The organism is Serratia sp. Nf2, from assembly GCF_003028435.1.
Taxonomy (GTDB): Bacteria; Pseudomonadota; Gammaproteobacteria; order Enterobacterales; family Enterobacteriaceae; genus Serratia; species Serratia marcescens_L.
Map to the genome: position 1 here is coordinate 26,551 of NZ_PYTW01000005.1, position 17,632 is coordinate 44,182.

At 59.7% G+C, this 17,632-nt stretch carries 22 protein-coding genes; 14 read left to right on the plus strand and 8 right to left on the minus strand.

Annotated features, from left to right (window positions below; genetic code table 11):
* Positions 1-143 precede the first annotated feature (143 nt).
* Positions 144-1,247, plus strand: a complete 1,104-nt coding sequence (locus tag C9411_RS12390; protein ID WP_063990874.1) for a DUF1615 domain-containing protein — start codon at positions 144-146, stop codon at positions 1,245-1,247.
* A 52-nt stretch (positions 1,248-1,299) separates the two neighbouring features.
* On the opposite strand, the gene C9411_RS12395 is transcribed toward C9411_RS12390, so the two are convergent.
* Complete coding sequence (locus C9411_RS12395) at positions 1,300-2,979, minus strand: alpha-keto acid decarboxylase family protein (protein WP_107227155.1); 1,680 nt, start codon at positions 2,977-2,979, stop codon at positions 1,300-1,302.
* A gap of 674 nt (positions 2,980-3,653) precedes the next feature.
* Here C9411_RS12395 and C9411_RS12400 point away from each other — a divergent pair.
* The 4 genes from C9411_RS12400 (at position 3,654) to C9411_RS12415 (ending at position 5,808) form a co-directional block, all read left to right on the plus strand.
* Positions 3,654-4,115, plus strand: coding sequence for a universal stress protein (locus C9411_RS12400; RefSeq protein ID WP_107227156.1), 462 nt, complete (start codon positions 3,654-3,656; stop codon positions 4,113-4,115).
* Between the two features lie 174 nt (positions 4,116-4,289).
* The gene (gene pagP / locus C9411_RS12405) at positions 4,290-4,880 is read left to right on the plus strand and encodes a lipid IV(A) palmitoyltransferase PagP (protein ID WP_049202316.1); all 591 of its coding nucleotides are present in this window, start codon (positions 4,290-4,292) and stop codon (positions 4,878-4,880) included.
* Positions 4,881-5,006: 126 nt separating this feature from the next.
* Positions 5,007-5,495 carry a DUF2501 domain-containing protein gene (locus tag C9411_RS12410; RefSeq protein WP_015376789.1) on the plus strand — a complete coding sequence of 163 codons (489 nt, stop codon included), beginning with the start codon at positions 5,007-5,009 and terminating at the stop codon, positions 5,493-5,495.
* Between the two features lie 49 nt (positions 5,496-5,544).
* Complete coding sequence (locus C9411_RS12415) at positions 5,545-5,808, plus strand: DUF333 domain-containing protein (protein WP_004940597.1); 264 nt, start codon at positions 5,545-5,547, stop codon at positions 5,806-5,808.
* Positions 5,809-5,843: 35 nt separating this feature from the next.
* On the opposite strand, the gene C9411_RS12420 is transcribed toward C9411_RS12415, so the two are convergent.
* Together C9411_RS12420 and C9411_RS26010 are read right to left on the minus strand one after the other, a co-directional pair.
* Positions 5,844-6,368 (minus strand): hypothetical protein, encoded by a 525-nt coding sequence (locus tag C9411_RS12420; RefSeq protein ID WP_233221904.1) that lies wholly within the window; start codon positions 6,366-6,368, stop codon positions 5,844-5,846.
* Complete coding sequence (locus tag C9411_RS26010; RefSeq protein WP_233221905.1) at positions 6,310-6,600, minus strand: hypothetical protein; 291 nt, start codon at positions 6,598-6,600, stop codon at positions 6,310-6,312. The genes C9411_RS12420 and C9411_RS26010 overlap by 59 nt, the downstream gene beginning before the upstream one ends.
* A gap of 33 nt (positions 6,601-6,633) precedes the next feature.
* On the opposite strand from C9411_RS26010, the gene C9411_RS12425 reads away from it, so the two are divergent.
* Positions 6,634-7,416: a DeoR/GlpR family DNA-binding transcription regulator gene (locus C9411_RS12425; protein WP_107227158.1), complete on the plus strand. Its 783-nt coding sequence runs from the start codon at positions 6,634-6,636 to the stop codon at positions 7,414-7,416.
* Positions 7,417-7,418: 2 nt separating this feature from the next.
* Positions 7,419-7,802: a VOC family protein gene (locus C9411_RS12430; protein WP_107227159.1), complete on the plus strand. Its 384-nt coding sequence runs from the start codon at positions 7,419-7,421 to the stop codon at positions 7,800-7,802.
* Here the strand turns inward: C9411_RS12430 and C9411_RS12435 are convergent, their stop codons facing one another.
* Positions 7,803-8,711, minus strand: coding sequence for a LysR family transcriptional regulator (locus tag C9411_RS12435; RefSeq protein ID WP_063990879.1), 909 nt, complete (start codon positions 8,709-8,711; stop codon positions 7,803-7,805).
* A 125-nt stretch (positions 8,712-8,836) separates the two neighbouring features.
* On the opposite strand from C9411_RS12435, the gene C9411_RS12440 reads away from it, so the two are divergent.
* From C9411_RS12440 to C9411_RS12460, 5 genes are all read left to right on the plus strand, one after another.
* Entirely contained in the window at positions 8,837-9,718 is an 882-nt protein-coding gene (locus C9411_RS12440; protein WP_107227160.1) for a pirin family protein, read from the plus strand.
* Between the two features lie 118 nt (positions 9,719-9,836).
* Positions 9,837-10,463 (plus strand): isochorismate family cysteine hydrolase YcaC, encoded by a 627-nt coding sequence (gene ycaC, locus C9411_RS12445; RefSeq protein ID WP_033653308.1) that lies wholly within the window; start codon positions 9,837-9,839, stop codon positions 10,461-10,463.
* Positions 10,464-10,617: 154 nt separating this feature from the next.
* Positions 10,618-10,947: a hypothetical protein gene (locus C9411_RS12450; RefSeq protein ID WP_063990881.1), complete on the plus strand. Its 330-nt coding sequence runs from the start codon at positions 10,618-10,620 to the stop codon at positions 10,945-10,947.
* Between the two features lie 73 nt (positions 10,948-11,020).
* Entirely contained in the window at positions 11,021-11,473 is a 453-nt protein-coding gene (locus C9411_RS12455) for a DUF393 domain-containing protein (protein WP_107227161.1), read from the plus strand.
* Positions 11,474-11,559: 86 nt separating this feature from the next.
* Positions 11,560-11,811 carry a hypothetical protein gene (locus tag C9411_RS12460; protein ID WP_025301707.1) on the plus strand — a complete coding sequence of 84 codons (252 nt, stop codon included), beginning with the start codon at positions 11,560-11,562 and terminating at the stop codon, positions 11,809-11,811.
* On the opposite strand, the gene C9411_RS12465 is transcribed toward C9411_RS12460, so the two are convergent.
* The 3 genes from C9411_RS12465 to C9411_RS12475 form a co-directional block, all read right to left on the minus strand.
* Entirely contained in the window at positions 11,802-12,350 is a 549-nt protein-coding gene (locus C9411_RS12465) for a GNAT family N-acetyltransferase (protein ID WP_107227162.1), read from the minus strand. The two genes, C9411_RS12460 and C9411_RS12465, sit on opposite strands and share 10 nt — an antisense overlap.
* Positions 12,351-12,445: 95 nt before the next feature.
* A complete protein-coding gene (locus tag C9411_RS12470) occupies positions 12,446-13,192 on the minus strand; it encodes a DUF2076 domain-containing protein (RefSeq protein WP_107227163.1) in 747 nt (248 codons plus the stop codon).
* Positions 13,193-13,317: 125 nt separating this feature from the next.
* Positions 13,318-14,103, minus strand: coding sequence for a helix-turn-helix transcriptional regulator (locus tag C9411_RS12475; RefSeq protein WP_038873182.1), 786 nt, complete (start codon positions 14,101-14,103; stop codon positions 13,318-13,320).
* 117 nt (positions 14,104-14,220) lie between these two features.
* Here C9411_RS12475 and C9411_RS12480 point away from each other — a divergent pair, with 117 nt between their 5' ends.
* Complete coding sequence (locus tag C9411_RS12480; protein ID WP_063990885.1) at positions 14,221-14,991, plus strand: class I SAM-dependent methyltransferase; 771 nt, start codon at positions 14,221-14,223, stop codon at positions 14,989-14,991.
* A gap of 56 nt (positions 14,992-15,047) precedes the next feature.
* Here C9411_RS12480 and aqpZ read toward each other — a convergent pair whose 3' ends face one another.
* Complete coding sequence (aqpZ, locus tag C9411_RS12485; protein WP_025301712.1) at positions 15,048-15,743, minus strand: aquaporin Z; 696 nt, start codon at positions 15,741-15,743, stop codon at positions 15,048-15,050.
* 426 nt (positions 15,744-16,169) lie between these two features.
* Between aqpZ and C9411_RS12490 the strand changes: the two genes are divergently transcribed.
* Positions 16,170-17,531, plus strand: a complete 1,362-nt coding sequence (locus tag C9411_RS12490; protein ID WP_063990886.1) for an esterase-like activity of phytase family protein — start codon at positions 16,170-16,172, stop codon at positions 17,529-17,531.
* The last annotated feature ends 101 nt before the right edge of the window (positions 17,532-17,632 follow it).

The following is a 17,632-nucleotide window of genomic DNA, read 5'->3' on the forward strand; positions in this document are numbered from 1 at the left end:
ATATGATGCATATAAAATACATCTTTATCGATCGTTTGAACATAGCGGCCTGACGGAAAGGCGCGGCGATATCTTTATACTGGATTGTGCGCGGCGGCTGGGCTAATTTCAGTGCTGTTCATGTCATCACGTTCAGGGAAAAGATGCCGATACCTCGTTTATTCCACCCGCAGCCCTTCCGTTGGCTGAGCCTGGCCGCGCTGCTGGCGCTGGCGGGCTGTACCAGCAAAACCACCACCACGGCGCCAACGGCGCGTCCCGCCGACGTCAAAGCGCGACTGATGACGCTGATCCCGGCCAACGCCGGCGATCGTCAGGGCTGGGCCACCGATATTACCGCCGCCTTCGCCGCGCAGGGCATTGAGCCGAGCGATGAGAACCTGTGTTCGGTGCTGGCGGTGGCCGAACAGGAGTCAACGTTCCAAGCTAACCCGCAGGTGCCGGGGTTGCCGAAGATCGCCTGGAAGGAGATTGACCGCCGCGCCGATCAGATGCACATCCCGAACTTTTTGGTGCACACCGCGTTGAAGATTTCGTCGTCGAACGGGCAGAGCTACAGCGAGCGGCTCGATAAGGTGCGCACCGAGAAGGATCTGAGCGATATCTTCGATGACATGATCGACCGTGTGCCGATGGGGCAGAAGCTGTTCGGTCATTTAAACCCGGTACATACCGGTGGCCCGATGCAGGTGAGCATTGCCTTCGCCGAGGCGCACGCCAAAGGGTACCCTTATCCGGTCGACGGCTCGATTCGCCGCGAAGTTTTCAGCCGGCGCGGCGGTATGTACTTCGGCATTATGCATTTGCTGGGGTACCCGGCCGATTACAGCCGGCCGATTTACCGCTTTGCCGACTTCAACGCCGGCTGGTACGCCAGCCGCAACGCGGCGTTCCAAAACGCGGTCAGCCGGGCGAGCGCTATTCCGCTGGCGCTGGACGGCGATCTTATCGACTTCGGCAGCGACAAGCCCGGCTCGACCGAGCTGGCGGTACGCACGCTCGGCAAGCGCCTGAACATGAGCGACAGCGCCATTCGCCGGGCGCTCGAGAAAGGCGATACGGCTGACTTTGCCGATACCGATCTGTATAAGAAGGTCTATGCGCTGGCGGGCGGCAAGTTGCCGCGCGAAATGCTGCCGGGCATCCAGCTGGAAAGCCCGAAAATCACCCGCAAGCTGACCACCGCCTGGTTCGCCAAGCGGGTGGACGAACGCCGCCAGCGCTGCATGGCGCGCGCCGGCGGGTAACCTAAAAGAAAACGCCGCCGGTGGCCTGAACCACCGGCGGCGCGATCGCGCCTCAGGCGCTGCGGCGCGGGTTGGTCAGGCCGAAGTTAAAGCTGTTGCAGCGGTTGCAGAACTCTTTCATCACCGGCGGCGTGTCCATCATCGGCACTTTCACCTCGATAAACGCCAGCCGATCCTGCCGCGAGGCATGTTCCAGGGCCATTTCCAGCTGCTGCGTGGTCTCTACCGCCACGCTGAACGGCTGCGCCTGGGTATTCAGCACCGTCGGCAGTTTGGCGTAGTCCCACGGGCCGATGTCGTTGTAGGACGAGTTTTCGCCGAGGATATAACGCTCGATGGTGTAACCGTCGTTGTTGATCAGGAAGATGATCGGCTTTTGCTCGCAGCGCAGCAGGGTAGACACTTCCTGTGCGGTAAGCTGGAAGGAGCCGTCGCCGATGAACAACAGGTGACGGCGCTCAGGGGCTGCCATCAGGGTGCCGAGCAGCGCCGGCAGGGTATAGCCGATCGAGCCCCAGATCGGTTGGTTGACTACCTTGACGCCGCCCGGCATGCGCATGCCGCCGATGGCGGCGCCCGAGGTGCCGTTTTCCACCACCACCACGTCATCCGCCCGGATAAATCGCTGGATCCGTTGCCACAGATAGGCCTGATCGATGGGGGCGTCGCTCGGCGTCGCCAGCTTTTCACGGGGATCGGGCAGCGGCGCCAGGGGCTGTACCGGCGCGTCTTCGCTCAGATCCAGCAGCGCCTGCAGCAGTTCCGTCGTTGCCACCGCCGGGTAGGAGGTGTTGTCCAGCTTCAGCGAGAACGGTTGGATATCCACCTGAGCGGCGGCGGGAATTTGCTGCGAGAAATAGCCGGTGGTGGAGTCCACCAGACGCACGCCGAAGCTCAGCACGCAGTCCGAGTGGGCCATGCGTTCATACAGTTCGGGGCGCGACAGGTTGCCGCTGTAGCCGCCCATCCAACCGGCGGTATCTTCCGGGATAATGCATTTGGCGGTCGGCATATTGGTCAGCGGAATGGCAAAGCGATGAGCGACTTCGATAACCTGCTGCTGCAGCTGATAGCGATCCACCATTTGGTCGACCAACATGATCGGGCGCTGCGCGCGTTTTATTTTGGTTAACAGCGCCATTGCCGCTAATTGCACATTATATTTATCGCTGGCCGGCAACTGCGGCGCCGCTGCGGCTTCGGCGACGTCAATTTCGACGTCGCAAATATCGGAAGGCAGCTGTAAATAGACCGGTTTCTTCTCTATCCAGGCGCGGGAAATAACGCGAGGGATTTCCTGGGCGGCATTTTCCGGCGTAATCAAGGCTTGAGCAACGGTGAATTGTTTAAAACAGTTCATGACGTTGTCGAAATTGCCGTCGCCCAGGGTATGGTGCAATAGCTGATGATTCTTCATCGCGTGCAGCGGCGGCGTGCCGGCGATGCAGACCACCGGTGAGGATTCGGCATAGGCTCCGGCGATGCCGGACAGCGCGGCCAGATCGCCGACGCCGTAGGTGACGATCAGCGCGCCGGCGCCCTTCATCCGGGCATAGCCGTCGGCGGCGTAGGCGGCGTTCAATTCATTGCAGTTGCCGACAAACGCCAGCCGTTCGTCGCTTTCCAGCAGCTCCAGCAGACTGAGGTTATAGTCGCCGGGCACGCCGTAAATACGATCGACCTTCAGGGCGTGCAGCTGTTGCAGAATGAATGACCCGATAGTTATTTTCATTGATTGCTCCGGATTATTTATCTTTATTTTGTCAGGCGAAAATCAGCAAAAATAAATTGCTGGCGATGTTGTGTCGTTAGCATTAACAGTTATTTAAAGCGTTGGCTTGTTCAAGAGACGGCTGGCAGGCGGTAAATAGGCGGTTTGTATTCGGCGCTTTACGCGATTGAGTAATGCATAAAAAGTAGGGTTATTGAATATTGGGAAGAGACGGTATTTTTCATTGGCGGTATATCGACAGAAAAGCGGCGGCGCATTGGCATTTATCATGATGCAGGGCGAATCATCCGGTACTTTTGACGCTGCGTTAAATCCTGCCTGGTAGCACCCGGCTGTGGGTCTGGAAAAGAAAAACCGAAGCTGACGTAAAGGGGGATTTTGGTGATCCGCCGCACGCTTATTTCATGAAACCATCCAGTAACCAATAAAAAACAAAAAATTAACAACAGGCGTTTTTTGTTCGCCCGTTTTCGTCAGCTTTGCTTTACGGGGGCCGCAGTGCGCGCCACGTCGGGCCGGCGTTAAAATACGCCGTTGCGGGCGTTAATATAACGTGGTGGCCATCACATTCCGTGGGAAGTGATACGTAAACTTTTCTCTACGTGCGCGCAGATGGCGTATACCTACCAGAGAGGGTCGTGCCCCAGTGGCACTGGCCAACGGGGGAAAGAGCGATGAAAAGCTATCGACATATTCTGGTACTGATTCACGATGAGCGCGATGGGCTGCCGTTGCTGCGTCAAACGGTGGCGATGGTGCGCGGGCTGCCGATTGCCATCACCGTCGGCCACCTTAACGCCGACTATGCGGAGCTGGAGTACGGCAGCGATGCGCTGGTCAAAGATCGCCAGGCGCAGGAGGTGATCGCCGCCAAGGCGATGCTGAGCCGGTTGGTGAGCGCCGTCGATGCGCCGATTGCGGTCAAGCAAATCGTCACCATCCGGCGCTTTAAGGACGTCAGCGATTTCATTCATCAGGCCGGCATCGATCTGGTGGTGGTCGGGCACCAAAACCGCGTGTTCGGTCTCTATTCCTCATATTCTCTGGAGTTTGTGAACCGTCTCGATGTCGATGTGTTGGTCAAGCATCTTGCCCGCGAGTCGCGTGCGACAAAGCGGACTTTTCCCACGGTTTAGCCGTCCTAAAGGCGATAGCATGCGGATATCGGTACAGTTTGTTATGAATTATTGGGAATTTTCCGGTGCTAAACTTAACCAAAGCACAACGGGCGTTGGATAAATTAGATACAGCTTGATCTTGCCTGGGCTATCGGTAAAAATCTGCGGCCGTATTTTTACAGGAGCTTTACGATGTTTCTCAAACGGACTCTTTTGGCATGTTCTCTGGCGTTGATATTTCCTGCACTGCCTTCTTACGCTGAGGTTGGTACAGAAAGTGGCAATACCGCGCAGGCTGAAAAACCGGGTCTATGGCAGCGTTTTACCCATAACGTGGCGGAGACCTGGAACAACTCGCCTAACCACGATCTCTATATCCCGGCCATCACCTGGCACAACCGTTGGACTTACGATGATGAACATATCGATAAGTACAACGAGCGCCCGTGGGGCGCCGGTTACGGCATCTCCCGCTACGACAGTGACGGTGACTGGCACGGCATCTACATCATGGCGTTCAAGGACTCCTTCAACAAGTGGGAGCCGATCGGCGGCTACGCCTACGAGAAGATCTGGCGCCCGCTGGATGACAAGGATTTCCGCCTGGGGCTGGGCTTCACCGCCAGCGTCACCGCGCGTGACAACTGGAAATACATTCCCATCCCGGCGCCGCTGCCGCTGGCCTCTATCGGCTATCAGCGGCTGACGTTCCAGGCGACCTACATTCCCGGCACCTATAACAACGGCAACGTGTTCTTCGCCTGGCTGCGCTGGCAGTTCTAAACTTCCTGAATTCCGAAAAACGGCGCGGTGGAGAGATAAAAGGAACTTGTCGCCGCCGCTGGCGTCGGAAGGGTATCCCGGCGCGCTGCGCCGATCGCATGCCGTTATTACAGGAGTTTCACCACTATGATCACCAAACATCGTTTACTGCTGGCTTTGGCGCTGTCCGCTACCCTGGCCAGCGGCGCCACCCAGGCCGCCGGGCTGATGGATTCCCTCAGCAGTGCGGCGGGCGAACTGAGCAAGTCGGGCGGCGACAGCAGCGGCGGCATGTCGCTTTCCTCGTTGACCGGCCTGCTGAACGGTGGCGACAAGGCATTGAGCTCCAGCAGCATGACCAATGCCGCCGGTATCCTGCAGTACTGCGTGAAAAACAACGTGCTGTCGGCTAACGGCGCCGAAGGGGTGAAAGATCAGCTGCTCAGCAAGCTGGGCATCACCAGCACCGAAAACGCCAAGAGTCAGGATTATCAGCAGGGCCTGGGCGGCTTGCTGCAGACCGGCGAAGGCAAGAGCCTGGATCTGAACAGCCTGGGCACCTCGCAGATCACCGAGAAGGTGAAGCAAAAAGCCTGCGATCTGGTGCTGAAACAGGGCAAATCCTTTATTTCATGATGAGCGAACGGCGGAGCGCTCCGCCGTTCTTTTTGCATAAGCTGGAAAAATGAAAAAAACGTTGATGCTTTCCCTGTTGGCAGGGATGACGATGTTGCAGGGGTGTTCCGTGAAATCCAACGATGCGCCGCCACCGCCGCAGGTGAAACCGATCGGCATGGCGAACCCGGCCGACGTGTACTGCACCCAAATCGGCGGCAAGCTGAATGCCAAAGAGAATGCGGCAGGCCAGTATTCCACCTGCACCTTGCCGAGTGGACAGGAAATTGAAAGCTGGGAACTGTTCCGCCGCGATCACCCGGTGAAAAAGTAACCCTCGCGGCGCCGGCTTTTCCGCCCGGCGCCCGATCAGAATTGGCGATCCCCTATCGGCTGCAGCTGCAGGCTGCCGTCCTTCTGTAGCGTCAGCGGCATGCGCCAATCGCTCTGTTTATCCAGGTTGAACGGCCGGGAGCGGAACATGCAGCCGGTCTTGATGTTCTTGATTTTCATGACGTGTTCCGCGTCCGCATTGATTTTCATCTCGAAGCTGCCGGCGGGTGGAATAAAGACTTCCGCCAGCTGTTGCGGCGCCGTCGGCGTTTCCAGCTTGACCAGCACCGCGAAATCGTTGCCCTGGTTATCCAGCGTCAGCCGATGCAGACCGGTCGCGGGCAGCCGCGTCGGCTGATGCAGATAACCGGCTGAGGCGGGCCACGGCTGCCCGGCATTGTCATGCAGCGGACCGCCGCACTGTTCACGCGCCTCGCGCAGCGGCATTTCGCGCTTTATTGCGCGGTTATAATCGGTGGGGGCGGCGAGGCTGAACTCGTCGTCAGATTGGTGGGCGCGCAAATAGCGCTTGGCGCCGAGCACCCCAACGGCGATCAGCATGAAGAACAAAAATATCCTCAGGCGATTTTTGAAAATCAGCCCGAACAGCTTCCCGGGGAGTTGAAACAGCCACCTTGCGATCGTCAATAACATCGTTTTCCCTTAGCGTCCAAGCCGTTACGTCTGCGGTAACTTCGCTTGCCTCAGTATAGCCAACATCCCGCAGGCGAAAATCCTGCCCGGCGATTTTTCTTTCGCCCTGTATTGTACGTTTTTGTTTGTTTGTGTACATTCGTGATCAATTTAGCGTCACCGGAGCCACGCGATGTCCAAACTGTTACCGAATGAGCGCCATCAGGCCATTCTCGATGTGCTTCGCCAACAGGGGCGGGTGCTGGCCCCGGAGATGGCGCAGCGGTTGAATACCACTGAAGCGACCATCCGCCGCGATCTGCGCCAGCTGGCGGCGCAGAACCTGTGCAAACGCATCTATGGCGGTGCGCTGGCGCCGACGCCGGCCGAGGGCCCCGTTGCGGCACGCATGGCGCTCAGCGGCAATGAGAAGCTGGCGCTGGCGCAGACCGCGCTGGAGTTGATCGGTGAAGAACAGCTGATCTTCCTCGACGCCGGCAGCACCCACCTGTATCTGGCGGATCTGTTGCCGCGCGATCGGCGTTTGACGGTGGTGACCAATGCATTGAGCATCGCCGGCAAAATGCTGGAACGGCCGGGGATCCGCACCATCCTGATCGGCGGTGAGCTGGATGCGCAGGTCGGCGGCTGCGTGGACGCCAAAGCGGCGGAAGAGATAGACGGTTTCCACTTCGATCTGGTGTTCACCGGCATCTGCGCCTACGCCCCGGACGGCGGCTTCTCCGCGCTGAGCTACCAGGACGCCACCTTCAAAAAGCGGCTGCTGACGCGCGCCGGCAGCGTGGCGGTGCTGTGTACCCGCGACAAGCTCAATACCTACGCCCCTTACCCCTTCCTGCCCGCCGGGCGGGTGGATCATCTGGTGACGGCGCGCGGCGCGCACCCGCAGCTTGAGCTGCAGGTGGCGCAGGGCGGCGGCCAGGTTTGGCACAGCGATTTACCGACCGGAGAATGATGATGAAAATAGCCCATGTTGCCCTGTGGACCCGTGATATCGACGCGCAGCTGGCGTTTTGGCAGCGCTATTTCAACGGTGAGGCGGGTGAGGAGTACGTCAGCCGCAACCGGCCGGGGTTTGTTTCCCGTTTCGTCAGCCTGGCGGCCGGGCCGACGCTGGAGATCATGCGCGTGCCGACGCTGTTGCCGGCGCAGGCCCAGGAAGAACGGGTGGGCTGGGCGCACATCGCGCTGTCGCTGGGGGATGAACGGCAGGTCGATAGATTGGCGCAGCGCGCACAGCAGGAGGGTATCCTGCAGTCCGCGCCGCGCTGGACCGGCGACGGCTTCTATGAGGCCGTCATCCGCGATCCGGACGGCAACGCGATCGAAATCACCGCCTGATCACTCTTCTTCAATGCTGGCGAACTGCTCGCCCAAGTAGTCGAGCAGCAGCCGCACCGCCGGCAATAAACCGCGGCGCGATGGGTAGACCGCATGCACCACGCCGCCCTGCGGTTGCCAGCCGGGCAGCAACTGAACCAGTTCGCCGCGCAGCATGTCGTCGCGCATCATCATCGCCGGCAGCTGAACGATGCCGGCGCCGGCGATGGCGGCGGTGCGCAGCATCAGCATGTCGTCGGTGACCAGCCGCGGCGTGTGTTCCCACTCGACCCGCTCACCCAGCGGGCCGGTCAGCCGCCATTGGTGCTGACCGCGCGCCGGGCCGAGATCGAGCGTCGGGTATTTACGCAGGTCTTCCGGCGTGCGCGCCGGCCCGAGGGTGCGCACCAGCGCCGGGCTGGCGGCGACGCACCAGGTGCGCTGCGCCAGGATCTTCAGCACCAGATCGCTGTCTTCCAGCGGCGGTGGCCGCACGCGGATCGCCAGATCCAACCCTTCGCCCACCACGTCCACCCGGCGGTTGGTGGCCTCCAGATGCACCGTCACCTTCGGATAGTCGGCCATAAAGGCCGCCACCATGCTGCCGACGCGGGTATGCAGGATCGCCACCGGGCACGACATGCGCACCGTGCCGCAGGGCTCGGCGCGCGTCTGTTCGATCGCCTGCTGCGCCGCTTCCGCTTCCACCAGCATCGCCTTGCAGTGCGCGTAATAGGTTTGGCCGACCTCGGTCACCGAGAAACGCCGCGTCGAGCGCTGGATCAGGCGCACGCCCAGCCGCTCTTCCAGCAGCGCCACGCGGCGGCTGAGCTTGGATTTGGGAATGCCCAGCGCCCGGCCGGCGGGGGCAAATCCCTGGTGATCGACCACGCTGGCGAAAAAAAACAGATCGTTCAGATCGGTCAGCATCGTATCCCTTATCGTTCTACCAGTAGAACGCTGAGTGTACATCTTGCCTACTACTGCAGCAAACTACGACAGATTAAACTTCTGCCATCAACTTAAGGCCGTGAGGTCTGAAACGGGAGTTCAAGATGAAAAAAATCCTCGGTATTCACAACAGCCCGGAAGCGCATTGGGTCGGTAACGGTTTCCTGGTGAATTCGCTGTTCTCTTATAACGATTTGGGGGCGGAAATGAGCCCGTTCCTGCTGCTGGATCACGCGGCGCCAACCAAATTCCGCTCTGCCTCCGGCACCCGCGGCGTGGGTCAGCATCCGCATCGCGGGTTTGAAACGGTGACCATCGTTTATCAGGGCGAAGTGGAACACCGCGACTCGACCGGCAGCGGCGGGGTGATTGGCCCCGGCGACGTCCAGTGGATGACCGCCGCCTCTGGCATTCTGCACGAAGAGTTCCATTCGCGGGACTTCTCGCGCAAGGGCGGCACTATGGAAATGGTGCAGCTGTGGGTCAACTTGCCGGCCAAAGACAAAATGGCCAAGCCGGGTTACCAGACGCTGCTGAACGCCGATATTCCGGTGGTTCCGCTGGCGGACGGCGCAGGGCAGGTGCGGGTGATCGCCGGTGACTTTGGCGGCCACGCCGGCCCGGCACGCACTTTCAGCCCGCTCAACGTGTGGGATATGAAGCTGAATGCCGGCCACACCACCACGCTGACGGTGAAAGAAGGCCATACGCTGGCGTTGGTGATGCTGCACGGCGCGATCCTGGTCAATGGCGAAGAGGTGGTGCGCGAAACCCAAATGGTGCGTTTCGACCGGGCGGGGGATTCGATCACTATCGAAGCCAACAACGACGTCGCGCTGCTGGTGCTGAGCGGCGAACCGATCGATGAGCCTATCGTCGGCTACGGGCCGTTCGTCATGAACAGCGACGCGGAAATCCAGCAGGCGTTCCGCGATTTCAACAGCGGCAAGTTCGGTAGCATGAACGCCGAAGCGACCGCCGGTTGATCCTTGGCGTCTGGGCCGGGTCGTGTTCCCCGGCTCAGGCGCTACACTTAAACCTCAACGCCCCGTCCCAGCGGCGGGGCGTTTCATCCGCAACATCAACCCCCACAGGAGTAAAACCATGACTGCAAATTACAAGCGCCTCGACAAGGACCAGGCCGCCGTATTGCTGGTGGATCATCAGGCAGGGCTGCTTTCGCTGGTGCGCGATATCGATCCCGATCGGTTTAAAAATAACGTGCTGGCGCTGGGTGATTTAGCGAAGTACTTCAATCTGCCGACCATTCTGACCACCAGTTTTGAAAACGGCCCCAACGGCCCGCTGGTGCCGGAATTGAAGGCCCAATTCCCCGATGCCCCGTTCATTCCCCGCCCCGGCCAAATCAACGCCTGGGACAACGACGATTTTGTCAACGCAGTGAAAGCCACCGGCCGCAAGCAGCTGATCATCGCCGGCGTGGTGACCGAAGTGTGCGTGGCATTCCCGGCGCTGTCTGCGCTCAATGAGGGTTTCGAGGTCTTTGTGGTGACCGACGCCTCCGGCACCTTCAATGAGCTGACCCGTCAGTCGGCCTGGAGCCGTATGGAAGCTGCCGGCGCGCAGTTGATGACCTGGTTCGGCGTCGCCTGCGAGCTGCATCGCGACTGGCGCAACGACATCGAAGGTCTGGGCACGCTGTTCTCCAACCATATCCCGGACTACCGCAATCTGATGACCAGCTACAACACGCTGACTAACGGTAAGTAACACGACGGTCCTTTACCCCACCTTTCGCCTTTCATCACGTTAGACGCGGGATGTAAGCAAAACGTAGCGGGGCGAAAAGGTAGTGAAAAGCGGCTTTCTCATGGGCCGGGGGCAGGGTAGCGTAATCCCGAACCCGGCAAATGAGGCAAATTCAATGAAACAAGCAATCAAGATCCTGGCGCTGCCCTGCATGGGCATGGCGCTGTTGTTCAGCGCGAGCGCGATGTCGGCCCCCGAGGCGCCTGCGGCCAAAGCGTTGCCGCCTGCGGCGGATGAACCGATGCGCATGCCGCCTTTCCCGGGCGGGCACCCGCCCAAGCCGGGGTTCTGCCACGGCGGTGAATTGTTCTGCGCCACCTCGGCCAGCGACAATCCGGTGGAAACCATCAACAAACTGACGGCGGTAATCCCGGCGGGCAGCGCCAAACATTACGAAGTGCGCGTCGCGGTGGTGGCCGTGCCTGACGCCCCGCCTGCGCGTTAACGGACCGTCATCCCGCTCTGGTTCGCACGCTCAAGGCGCGTTAGGCTAAGGCGTGCGTTTAACGGGAGGCGGGATGACCCCTTTATCACCATTGCCCTATCTCCAGCCCGGCGATCGCGCGCTGTTGTTCGACGGCGCATGCAATCTGTGTCACGGGCTGGTGAGGTATCTTATTCGCGCCGATCGACAGCGGCGCATTCTGTTGGCGACGGTGCAATCCGTCGAAGGGCAGGCGATCCTGCAGGCGTTGGGGTTGCCGACCGATCGTTACGATTCCGTGGTCTATGTTGAGCAGGGGCATTATTGGCTGCGTTCGGCGGCGCTGTTCCAGGCGCTGCGTCAATTGGGGTGGCCGTACCGCGTACTGGCGTTGGCGCGTTACCTGCCGCCGCGGCTGGCGGACAAGGTCTACGATGCGGTCGCCGGCAATCGCTACCGGCTGTTTGGCCGTAACGACGGCACCGATTTGCCGGGCACCGACCAGCCCGGGCGCTATCTGCCCCGGCGGCGGGAACCGCCGGCCTGAGCTTTACGCATCTTTACCATCCAACCGCTTGAAATATCAACACCCCAGCTCCATATAATGGAACGATCAGCCAACAAGGAGCGCGTATGGGAATCAGTGAAGAAGAGCACATCCGCCGTTTGACCCAGGAGAAGAACGACATGGGCAATACGGCAAAATGGGTGGCGATCGTTTCCGCCGTGTACTTTGCCTTGATGGTGTTTTACGGCCACCCGACAGGGGTGTTGGCGATGTCGGGCGCGGTGTTCATCGTTTCTACCACCACCTGGCTGAAAAAGCGTCAGAAGGTCAAATCTTACCGCATGGCGTTGGCCAAAATCAGCGACGATCAGCCCTGATAGTCGCCGCGCTTTAGCGTATACACCAGGCTCGGCGCCGCGCCGGGCACGTCATCCAGCGTATCCACACGCTGCATGCCAATTTTTTCCAGCACTCGCCACGAAGCCTGATTCTCTGCGCGCACAATGGCGGAAATCTCGCCCACCTCCAGCCCGATAAAACCGTATTGCAATGAAGCCCGCGCCATCTCGGTGGCCAGCCCCATGCCCCACACGCGGGTGTCGAAGCGATAGCCGAGGTTGACGGTGCGCTGCGCGCCGAGCGGTTTCCAGGACAACCCGCCAAACCCGATAACCCAATTCGGCCGTTCGCGCAGGGCGAGCGCCCAGGAGCCGTAGCCGTGTTGCCGCCAGCCGGCGAGCCGGTCCTGCAGCGCCGAAGCGGCCTGCGCTTCGCTGGTAAGCGGGCCGGCGGGGTTGAAGCGTTGGGTTTGCGGATCGCCAAAGATGGCGTAGAAACGTTCGAGGTCCGCCATCACCGGCGGCCGCATCTGCAGGCGTTCGCTAAAAAAAGGGGCGGTAGGATTAAAGCTCTGCATCGTTTCTCCTGGCCGGATAAATGGACAGCGTTCACTGTAGTCCAGATCGGCGAAACGGGAAATCCCCCTCTGCGAGTGAGAGGGGGATAGGGGCATTACAGGAAGGAATCGTCGTCGTCGTTGTAATCGTCGTCGGCGTAGTCCGTGTCATCCTGGTCGTTGGCATTCTGGAAGGCGTTGTCCTGATTCAGGAAGCTGCCGCCGTCGCCGTTGTTGAAGGTATCAAGGTTGTTGGAGGCGTCGAAATTGCGCATCGCGCTGTCGTCCAGCGGCGCCGGGGTTTCTTCGATAATATTCACGATTTCCTGCGGCTGCGAATGGCGGAACATGCCGGTCAGCATGTCGGCCAATACCACGCCCCCGGCGACGCCCGCCGCGGTTTGCAATGCTCCACCCAGGAAGCCGCCGGCGCGCGAAGGCGCCGCCTGCTGCGGTTGGGCATAGGCAGGCTGCTGCGGCTGCGAGTAGCCCCCCTGCTGCACGTTGTTCCAGGCCGCCGTATTTTGCTGCTGCGCCTGATACTGTTCACGCGGGCTTGGCGTACTGCGGCTGCCGCCGCCGAACAGGCCGGCCAGGAAGCCGCCGCTGCTCTGTTGGCCGTTGGCGGTTTGCTGCAGCTGCGCGACCTGGGCTTCCAGCTCTTTGACTCGCTGGTCCATCTGTTTGAGCGCCGCTTCCTGAATGATCATCGCCTGCGCCATGTAATAAGGGGCGGAAGGCTGCTCGCGAATATGCTGATTAATTTGCTGTTCTGCCTGGAGATCCCGTGGGCCCGTCTTGGTCTCGGCTTCTTTCAGGCGGCCAAACAGACCATCGATAAGGCGTTGTTCTTCGGATTGCATAGGCGTACCTCGGGAGATAAAAAACGGTGCTGGATGATCGTTGTCATAGGTAACAATCACCCTAGCGCGTTTACATGAACCAATAAATAAATGGCGGGTAAACCTGTCTATGAATTTGTTACCAATTACGGCAGCGGGATCAGCATCACCAGCTTCAGACCGCCGTGCTCGGCCGGATGGAAGGTGAGTTGGCGATAGCGCAGCGCACCTTGCTGAGGGTGCTCGAACGCGCGCTCGCCGCCTTCGCGCGCCATCACGTCATGCTGTTTCCACCAGTGATTAAAGTCCGCGCTGTTGTGCGTCATGTTGCGCACGAAGGCGCGCATCTCTTCAGTGTTTTGATGATGGCTGGTTTCGGCGCGGAATTCGGCCACCACGCGGCGAGCGCGCTCTTCCCAATCGCTGACCAGCGTTTTCGCCAGCGGGTGGAAGAACATGAAGTGCAGCAGGTTGGGGCTGTTGGCCACATCCAGCCAGCCGCTGAACAGCGCCGCCGCCTGTGGGTTCCAGGCGACGACGTTCCAGGTCACGTCCAGCAGGTAGCAGGGCACCGTCATCTGGTGCACGCTTTGCAGCACCGCGTCGTTGGCGGTTTCTCGGTGCGTTTCCTGCTCGGGGTCGGCGACGCGCGCCAGGGTAAACAGGTAGTGGCGTTCGGCGGGGCCGAGCCGCAGCGCCTTGGCGATGCGTGCCAACGTATAGGGGGAAATGGACACCTCGCGGCCCTGTTCGATCCAGGTATACCAGGTGGCGCTGATGCCGCTGATTTGCGCCAGCTCTTCGCGCCGCAGGCCGCTGGTGCGACGGCGTGAGGAACTGGGCAGGCCGAGCATTTCCGGCGTGATGCGTTCGCGGTGCGCGCGCAGGAAAGCGCCGAGGGCCTTTGGCCCGGATAAGGCTTCTGATGACATAGCGTGGTACCTATTTATACCAGGATAACTGCTCATATTGTACCCGTATAGTAGCCTGATTATAGTAGCCGAAAGCCTTCAGGCACAGGCGCAAGCCGGATAATAACGGGAGCAAACATGAGCATCAGCAACAGCCATAAAAACGCAGTAGACCGGCAGTTCGGCGAGCAGGCCAACGCCTACTTAACCAGCGCGGTACACGCGCAGGGCAAGGATTTGCAACGCCTTGCACAGTTACTGGAACCGCACGCCAGCGCGCGCCTGCTCGATCTGGGCTGCGGCGCCGGGCATGCCAGCTTCACGGCGGCGGCCAGGGTGGCGCAGGTGGTGGCCTATGATCTGTCGGCGCAGATGCTGGCGGTGGTGGAGCAGGCGGCGGCGGAAAAAGGCCTGAACAACATTCAGCTGCAGCAGGGCGTGGCGGAGTCTTTGCCGTTTGAAGACGCCGGCTTCGATCTGGTCATCAGCCGCTATTCGGCGCACCACTGGCACGACGTCGGCCAGGCGCTGCGTGAGGTCAGGCGGGTACTCAAGCCGGGCGGCAGAGCGATCTTTATGGACGTGGTCTCGCCGGGGCATCCGCTGTTGGATATCTACCTGCAAACCGTGGAAGTGCTGCGCGACACCTCACACGTGCGCAACTATGCGCCGGGCGAGTGGCTGGCGTTATTGACCGAGGCCGGGCTGGTGGTGCGCGAGGTGACGTCGGATCGATTGATGCTGGAGTTTGGCAGTTGGGTGGCGCGCATGCGCACGCCGGCGCATTTCGTGACCGCGATCCGTGCGCTGCAGCAAAGCGTGTCGCAGGAGGTGGCGGCGCACTTCGCCATTCAGCCGGATGGCTCCTTTACCAGCGATATCATGATGTTTGAAGTGACGAAGGGCTGAAAACAACGGGGCAGCCGATGAAGGCTGCCCCGTGAAACGCTTCGGCTGTGATGCGCTTATTTTTTGTCTTCCAGCAGGCAGCGGTAGATCAGGCCGCCGATAATGCCGCCGACCAGGGGCACCAGCCAGAATACCCACAGCTGCTGCAGCGCCCAGGTGCCCTGGAAGATCGCTACGCCGGTGCTGCGCGCCGGGTTGACGGAGGTGTTGGTCACCGGGATGCTGATCAGGTGGATCAGGGTCAGCGTCAGGCCGATCGCCAACGGGGCAAAGCCTGCCGGCGCGCGCTTGTCGGTCACGCCATGAATAACGATCAGGAAGAAGGCCGTCAGCACCAGCTCAATCACGATTGCTGATTGCAGAGAGTAACCGCCTGGAGAGTGTTCGCCGTAACCGTTGGAGGCGAAACCGCCTGCGGTGGCGTCGAAACCGGCTTTGCCGCTGGCGATCAAATACAGCACCGCCGCTGCGGCGATACCGCCGATCACCTGAGCGATAACGTAAGGGATCACGTCTTTCGCCGCGAAACGGCCACCGGCGAATAAGCCGACGGTGATCGCCGGGTTAAAGTGCCCGCCGGAAATATGGCCGACGGCATAGGCCATCGTCACCACGGTCAAACCGAAAGCGAGCGCGACGCCGAGGAAACCAATACCCAGTTGTGGGAATGCCGCTGCTAATACTGCGCTACCACAACCACCAAACACCAACCAAAATGTGCCAAAAAATTCGGCAAAAAGTCGCTTTGACATAGATTCCATCCTGCGGAATTGACTAACGGGCGTTAGCACTAAAAACTATAGAACAGCTTTTTCAGTTCATGCAGATATTCTATAGAATTTTCTTAATGCACCTTGAATAACGGCGGTATTAAATCCCCGGTATTTTATTTTGTCTATGAGAAAAACACCGTTTTTTGCCGTGCCGGCGCGTGTTTGCCGTTTTTTTTATCTTTGCCATAAGAATTTACCCTAAGCGTAATGATGGGCTATTTTCGGGCGATTTTTTCCAGCGGTTTTCTCCATTCAATACGCTCAGGTTAATTGCTAATTTCTATTTGCCAGCCAACCTTATTACCGATTGTGCATTTGACGAATGGCCTGTTGTCATCTAAGTGTCATGCTAAATTAATATCTTCTTCTGCCTGATAACGCTTCATTCAACCTCGGGTAAAAACCATGAAAATAAAATCGCTCTCCCTGCTGTTGGCTTCACTGTTTCCTGTATTGGCTCACGCTGCCGACATTGAGGTGGCGCGTTATGTGGTCGGCTTCCCCGGTGGGGAACGCGTCGCCTATCAGGGGGCGTTCGCCAAGAATTTCCCGCAGGGACTGCCGGTGGGGATCGGCTCAGGGCTGACGTTCAATCGCAAGCAGGGCGACGATCTGGTGCTGACGACGTTGACCGATCGCGGCCCGAATGCCGATGCCCCTGCGGTGGGCAAGCAAGAAGCCAAGATTTTCGCCAATCCGCAATTCGTGCCCCTGTTGATGGACATTCGTATTGGCGGCGGCAAGGCCGTGGCCGAGAATGCGCGGCCCTTGCATGACGAAAAAGGGCCGATCAGCGGGCTGCCGCTGCCAGGCGAGCTGATTGGTTCCACGAATGAAGTGGCGTTGAATGATGCGTTGCAACCACTGTCCGGCGATCGCCGCGGGTTGGATACCGAAGGCATCATCGGTGACGGCAACGGCGGCTATTGGCTGTGTGACGAGTACGGCCCGTTTCTGATCCATGTCGACGGTAAAGGTAAAATTCTCGCCAAATACGGCCCAACGCCGCAGGCCGGCGAGCAGGCGGTGGCGAGCGGTTTGCCGAACATCCTGAAGTGGCGCCAGCCCAACCGCGGTTTTGAGGGGCTGACCCGAATGCCGGATGGGCGCATTCTGGCGGCGGTGCAGAGCACGCTGGATGTCGATGGCAAAAGCAAAAACAAGGCGCAGTTTACCCGGCTGGTGAGCTTCGATCCGCGCAGTGGCAAAACCGCCATGTACGGCTATCCCATCGATATCGATAGCTATAAAAAAGCCAAAGACGCCAAGATTGGCGATGTCGTGGCGTTGGACAATCAGCGCATCCTGTTGATTGAGCAAGGAACCGGTAAAGACAAGACGATGATCAACAAGATCTATCTGGTGGATCTCGCGCAGGCCAGCGATCTGAGCGCGTTTGACGGCCAGGGGAAAGCGCTGGAGTTCGACGATGCGAAAGATCTCGCCAAACGCGGCGTGAAGCTGGCGCAGAAACGGGAAGTGGCGGACCTGCGCCAGTTGGGCTGGCGCCAGGAGAAAGCGGAAGGATTGGCGCTGATCGACGATCGCACGCTGGCGGTGATCAACGACAACGATTTCGGCTTGCAGGCGAAGCTGGTGGATGCGTCGCCAAAGAGCAAGAAAATCGGTGACTATCAGCTGGAGAAAGAAGGGCGGTTGAGCCTCGACGGCGACAAGACCGACGCCCGCATCGAATTGCGCCCGCTGGAGCAGCCGGAATCGCTGAGCGAGCTCTGGGTGCTCACCTTGCCGCAGCCTTTGAAGTGACAAACAGCGGGGGCGATAGCGCCCCCGTCAGGCCGTTGACAAAGGAGGAAAAAACGTGGTTTTTCCTCCTTTGTGGCCATTAGCCGAAAATCAATAAATTG

Excerpts from the sequence above, each read along its gene's own strand:
- C9411_RS12390 (WP_063990874.1), top strand. The coding sequence starts at position 144 with ATGCCGATACCTCGTTTATTCCACCCGCAGCCCTTCCGTTGGCTGAGC.
- C9411_RS12395 (WP_107227155.1), bottom strand. The coding sequence starts at position 2,979 with ATGAAAATAACTATCGGGTCATTCATTCTGCAACAGCTGCACGCCCTG.
- C9411_RS12400 (WP_107227156.1), top strand. The coding sequence starts at position 3,654 with ATGAAAAGCTATCGACATATTCTGGTACTGATTCACGATGAGCGCGAT.
- pagP (WP_049202316.1), top strand. The coding sequence starts at position 4,290 with ATGTTTCTCAAACGGACTCTTTTGGCATGTTCTCTGGCGTTGATATTT.
- C9411_RS12410 (WP_015376789.1), top strand. The coding sequence starts at position 5,007 with ATGATCACCAAACATCGTTTACTGCTGGCTTTGGCGCTGTCCGCTACC.
- C9411_RS12415 (WP_004940597.1), top strand. The coding sequence starts at position 5,545 with ATGAAAAAAACGTTGATGCTTTCCCTGTTGGCAGGGATGACGATGTTG.
- C9411_RS12420 (WP_233221904.1), bottom strand. The coding sequence starts at position 6,368 with ATGCTGATCGCCGTTGGGGTGCTCGGCGCCAAGCGCTATTTGCGCGCC.
- C9411_RS26010 (WP_233221905.1), bottom strand. The coding sequence starts at position 6,600 with ATGTACACAAACAAACAAAAACGTACAATACAGGGCGAAAGAAAAATC.
- C9411_RS12425 (WP_107227158.1), top strand. The coding sequence starts at position 6,634 with ATGTCCAAACTGTTACCGAATGAGCGCCATCAGGCCATTCTCGATGTG.
- C9411_RS12430 (WP_107227159.1), top strand. The coding sequence starts at position 7,419 with ATGAAAATAGCCCATGTTGCCCTGTGGACCCGTGATATCGACGCGCAG.
- C9411_RS12435 (WP_063990879.1), bottom strand. The coding sequence starts at position 8,711 with ATGCTGACCGATCTGAACGATCTGTTTTTTTTCGCCAGCGTGGTCGAT.
- C9411_RS12440 (WP_107227160.1), top strand. The coding sequence starts at position 8,837 with ATGAAAAAAATCCTCGGTATTCACAACAGCCCGGAAGCGCATTGGGTC.
- ycaC (WP_033653308.1), top strand. The coding sequence starts at position 9,837 with ATGACTGCAAATTACAAGCGCCTCGACAAGGACCAGGCCGCCGTATTG.
- C9411_RS12450 (WP_063990881.1), top strand. The coding sequence starts at position 10,618 with ATGAAACAAGCAATCAAGATCCTGGCGCTGCCCTGCATGGGCATGGCG.
- C9411_RS12455 (WP_107227161.1), top strand. The coding sequence starts at position 11,021 with ATGACCCCTTTATCACCATTGCCCTATCTCCAGCCCGGCGATCGCGCG.
- C9411_RS12460 (WP_025301707.1), top strand. The coding sequence starts at position 11,560 with ATGGGAATCAGTGAAGAAGAGCACATCCGCCGTTTGACCCAGGAGAAG.
- C9411_RS12465 (WP_107227162.1), bottom strand. The coding sequence starts at position 12,350 with ATGCAGAGCTTTAATCCTACCGCCCCTTTTTTTAGCGAACGCCTGCAG.
- C9411_RS12470 (WP_107227163.1), bottom strand. The coding sequence starts at position 13,192 with ATGCAATCCGAAGAACAACGCCTTATCGATGGTCTGTTTGGCCGCCTG.
- C9411_RS12475 (WP_038873182.1), bottom strand. The coding sequence starts at position 14,103 with ATGTCATCAGAAGCCTTATCCGGGCCAAAGGCCCTCGGCGCTTTCCTG.
- C9411_RS12480 (WP_063990885.1), top strand. The coding sequence starts at position 14,221 with ATGAGCATCAGCAACAGCCATAAAAACGCAGTAGACCGGCAGTTCGGC.
- aqpZ (WP_025301712.1), bottom strand. The coding sequence starts at position 15,743 with ATGTCAAAGCGACTTTTTGCCGAATTTTTTGGCACATTTTGGTTGGTG.
- C9411_RS12490 (WP_063990886.1), top strand. The coding sequence starts at position 16,170 with ATGAAAATAAAATCGCTCTCCCTGCTGTTGGCTTCACTGTTTCCTGTA.